The organism is Paraburkholderia sp. (assembly GCF_036488505.1).
Classification (GTDB): domain Bacteria; phylum Pseudomonadota; class Gammaproteobacteria; order Burkholderiales; family Burkholderiaceae; genus Paraburkholderia.
Map to the genome: position 1 here is coordinate 1 of NZ_DASXHN010000175.1, position 4,309 is coordinate 4,309.

Sequence of the window (4,309 nt, forward strand, 5' to 3'; positions counted from 1 at the left end):
ATGCATGCGGCCGGGCCGGCACGGTCCGCACCGGCACCGAAGTCGAAGGATACGAAGGATACGAAGAAGTCGTAAATTCGCCGACCCCGAGGTTGGCCTGACACCCCTCGCCGGCTGCCATGACGGCAGCCGGCACCGCCTGCATGACACGTCACCGCCACCGTCCACAACGTTTCCAACGAGGCAGCCTTCATCGCGCGGCTACCCCGTATTAGCTCCATCGCGCGGCTCGGGTCCGTCCGCGCCGCTTCGTCCGTCCCCCACTCCCGCCAATCCCACCCCATTGCCCGCTAGAATTGCCGGCTTTGCCCGCGTAGGGGTGCGCCGCAAGGCAAAATACAGGTTTTGCGCGCGCCGGATGCGCGGCCGAACCGGTTGGTCGAGCGCTGCTCGCCCGCGTCAGAGCCAGGCGGCTCGCCGCCCAGCGCCACGGCCAACGCGAGCGTTCCCGGCGGCATGCCGGTCCACGACAGCGCGGCCCATGCAGACCCGCCGCCGAGCGTTCAGCGCTCGGCGCCCGCGCGCGGCAAGGACAGCTCGTCCTTTGACAGAGCAAATCAGGAGCCTTTATGAGCGATTCGAACCCATCCTTCGTCCGTCGGATTTCACTGGCGGTCGGCAGCTTTTTCAGCATTCTCGGCAATGCCGAGTTCGCCGCCGATGTGCTGCGGCTGCGTAACGGCGAAAAAATCGGCGCGCCGCCAGCCCCGGCGCCGGCAGCCACTTCGGCTCCCGTCCCGCAGCCGAAGCCGCAACCCACGCCGGTACTGAAAGAAGCGAGCCCCGACGCCGCGCTGCAACTGCTCGGCCTGCTGCAACGCGACGCGCGCTTCATCGATTTCGTCGAGGAAGACATCAAGAGCTATAGCGACGCCGACATCGGCGCCGCCGCGCGCCTCGTCCACGAAGGCTGCCGCGCGACCCTGCGCGAGCACTTCACGATCCGCCCGGTGCGCGACGAGGCCGAAGGCAGCCGCGTCACGCTCGCCGAGGGCTTCGACGCGAGCGCGATCCGCCTGACCGGCAACGTGGTCGGCAGCGCGCCGTTTAGCGGCAGCCTCAGCCATCGCGGCTGGCGCGTCGACGACGTGCGTCTGCCGAAGCTCGCGGACGGCCATAACGCGCAAATCGTCGCCCCCGCGGAGGTGGAACTATGAGCGACGCACGCTATTCGATCGGCATCGACCTCGGCACGACACACTGCGCGCTGTCCTACGTGGACACGCACGCGAGCGACGGCGAAAACACCGCGCAGCAGGTACTGCCGATCGCGCAGCTCACGGGCCCTGGCGCGATCGACACGTTGTCGCTGCTGCCGTCGTTCCTGTACCTGCCGCATCCCGACGAACTCGCGGCGGGCGACCTCCACCTGCCGTGGACCGGCCAGCGTGACTTCGCGGTCGGCGAGTTTGCGCGCAGCCGCGGCGCGGGCACGCCGATCCGGCTGGTATCGAGCGCGAAAAGCTGGCTGTGCCATCCGGGCGTCGATCGCCGCGCGGCGATCCTGCCGAACGATGCGCCACCAGAAGTGGCGCGCGTGTCGCCGCTGGAAAGCTCGGTGCGCTATCTGACGCATTTGCGCGAAGCATGGGACCACGCGCATCCGGACGCGCCGTTCGCCGACCAGGACGTGACGGTGACGATCCCCGCGTCGTTCGATCCGGCCGCGCGCGAGCTGACCGCCGAAGCGGCCAACGCGGCAGGCTTCACTCGCATGACGCTGCTCGAAGAGCCGCAGGCGGCGCTCTATAGCTGGATCGAGAAAAGCGGCGGCCAGTGGCGCAAACAGGTGCAGGTCGGCGACATCATCCTGGTCGTCGACGTCGGCGGCGGCACCACCGACCTGTCGCTGATCGCGGTGATCGAGCGCGACGGCAATCTGGAACTGCATCGCATCGCGGTCGGCGAACACATTCTGCTCGGCGGCGACAACATGGACCTCGCGCTCGCGCACGTGGTCGCGCGCAAGCTGGCCGCGCAAGGCACCCAGGCCGACGCGTGGCAGTTGCGCGCCCTCACCTACGCATGTCGATCGGCGAAGGAAACGCTGCTGAGCGACCCCGCCACCGACACCGTGCCGCTCGTCGTGCCGAGCCGCGGCTCGAAGCTGATCGGCGGCTCGATCCGCACCGAACTCACGCGCGTCGAACTCACGCAGACGATCCTCGAAGGCTTTTTCCCGCAGGTGGATAGCGCCGCGCGGCCGGTCAGCCGCGCGCGTGTCGGTCTCACGCAGCTCGGCCTGCCGTATGCGCAGGACGCGGGCATCACGCGCCATCTGGCGGCGTTTCTCGGCCGTCAGGTCGGCGCGCTGGCCGAACTCGAAGGACTGCGCGAACACGTGAAGGAAGGGGCGAGCTTTCTGCATCCGACCGCCGTGCTGTTCAACGGCGGTGTGTTCAAGTCGGCACTGCTAGTCGAGCGGACCATGGGCACGCTGAACCAATGGCTCGCGGCCGAGGGCGCGGCGCCCGCGCGCCTGCTCGGCGGCGCGGATCTCGATCTGGCGGTCGCGCGCGGCGCGGCCTACTACGGCTACGTGCGGCGCGGCCGTGGTGTACGGATTCGCGGCGGTACCGCGCGCGCGTACTACATCGCGATCGAATCGGCGATGCCGGCGGTGCCCGGGCTCGAACCGCCGGTGCAGGCGCTGTGCGTCGCGCCGTTCGGGATGGAGGAAGGCACCGACGCCGAATTGCCCGCGCAGGAATTCGGCCTGGTGGTCGGCGAGCCGGTGCATTTCCGTTTCTTCGGCTCGTCGGTGCGTCGTCAGGATCAGGTCGGCACGCTGCTCGACTTCTGGGGCCCCGAGGAACTGCAGGAGCTCGAAGAAATCGAGGCGACGCTGCCCGCGGCGGGCCGCACCGCCGGCGAAGTGGTGCCCGTCAAGCTGCATGCGCGCGTGACCGAGGCGGGCACGCTCGAACTCGAAGCGATCCCGCGCGGCTCGGATGAACGCTGGAAGGTCGAATTCGACGTACGCGGCAACGCGCATGGATGAGTGAGATGAAGCGGTACAGCATCGGCATCGATCTCGGCACCAGCAACACGGTGCTGGCTTACGCGGAACGCGGATCGCCAACGATCCGCGTCTTCGAGATCGAGCAGCTCGTGAGCCCCGGCGAGGTCGCCGCGCGGCCGTTGCTGCCGTCGGTGCGCTATCACGCGGCTGACGGTGAATTGAGCGCGGCCGATCTGCAGTTGCCGTGGAGTTCGGCGATGCGTCGCACCGGCGCCGGTGCGGCGAAAGATGCGGCGAAAGAAGCGGCGAAAGAAGCGGCGCCTCCGGTCGTGCTCGGCCGGCTCGCGCGCGTGCTCGGTGCGCAGGTGCCGGGCCGGCTCGTTGCGAGCGCGAAGAGCTGGCTGTCGCATGCGTCGGTCGATCGGGTCGCGCCGATCCTGCCTTGGGGCGCGCCCGACGAAGTCCGCAAGGTATCGCCGGTCGAGGCGAGCGCGAGCTACCTCGCGCACGTGCGCGCCGCATGGAACCAGCACTTTGCCGATGCGCCGCTCGAACAGCAGGATGTCGTGCTGACCGTGCCTGCGTCGTTCGACGAAGGCGCGCGCGCGTTGACCGTCGAAGCGGCGCGGCTCGCCGGGCTGCCGTCGCTGCGGCTGCTCGAGGAGCCGCAGGCGGCGTTCTACGACTGGCTGTTTCATCATCGCGAGGGCCTCGCCGACGAACTCGCGGATACGCGCCTCGTGCTGATCTGCGACGTCGGCGGCGGCACGACCGATCTCACGCTGATCGAAGTCGCGCTCGGCAACGACGGCGAGCCGCGCTTGACGCGCATCGGCGTCGGCAATCATCTGATGCTCGGCGGCGACAACATGGACCTCGCGCTCGCGCATCTGGTGGAGGCGCGCTTGCCGGGTGGCGCCGCAAGTGAGGGTGGCGCCGGCAACGCTACGCCAGCGCCGCAACGGCTGTCGGCGGCGAGCCTGTCGCAGCTCGTTGAGCGCTGCCGCGCGGTCAAGGAACAACTGCTCGGCGAGCAGGCGCCGGAATCGGCGCCAGTGACGCTGCTCGGCGCGGGTTCGAAGCTGGTCGGCGGCGCGCGCACCGCTCAGCTCACGCGCGATGAGGTCGAGAAGATCATCGTCGATGGGTTCTTTCCGAAGGTTGCCGCGCATGAACGGCCGGGGCGGCCGCGCGGCGCCATCGTCGAATTCGGCCTGCCTTATGCAACCGATGCGGCGGTCACCCGGCATATCGCGGCGTTTCTGGACCGGTTTGCCGCGCAGTCACGCAAAGCGCTCGGTACTGAGTCAGGCGCCGAGAGTGGTGCGCTCAGCAGCGAAGCCGCGC

General features: G+C 69.1%; 3 protein-coding genes. All 3 read left to right on the forward strand.

The annotated features are described in order from the left end of the window. Positions 1–569 precede the first annotated feature (569 nt). Positions 570–1,157, forward strand: a complete 588-nt coding sequence (locus VGH68_RS10295; RefSeq protein WP_331603493.1) for a DUF2760 domain-containing protein — start codon at positions 570–572, stop codon at positions 1,155–1,157. Then, positions 1,154–3,001, forward strand: coding sequence for an Hsp70 family protein (locus VGH68_RS10300; RefSeq protein WP_331603495.1), 1,848 nt, complete (start codon positions 1,154–1,156; stop codon positions 2,999–3,001). Before VGH68_RS10295 ends, VGH68_RS10300 begins: the two co-directional genes overlap by 4 nt. Continuing rightward, positions 2,998–4,309: Hsp70 family protein (locus VGH68_RS10305; RefSeq protein ID WP_331603496.1), on the forward strand; the 1,312-nt coding region annotated here is incomplete at its 3' end. The genes VGH68_RS10300 and VGH68_RS10305, both read left to right, overlap by 4 nt.

Bases quoted from the DNA above. Each gene is read 5' to 3' on its own strand.
- VGH68_RS10295 (WP_331603493.1), top strand. From the start codon at position 570: ATGAGCGATTCGAACCCATCCTTCGTCCGTCGGATTTCACTGGCGGTC.
- VGH68_RS10300 (WP_331603495.1), top strand. From the start codon at position 1,154: ATGAGCGACGCACGCTATTCGATCGGCATCGACCTCGGCACGACACAC.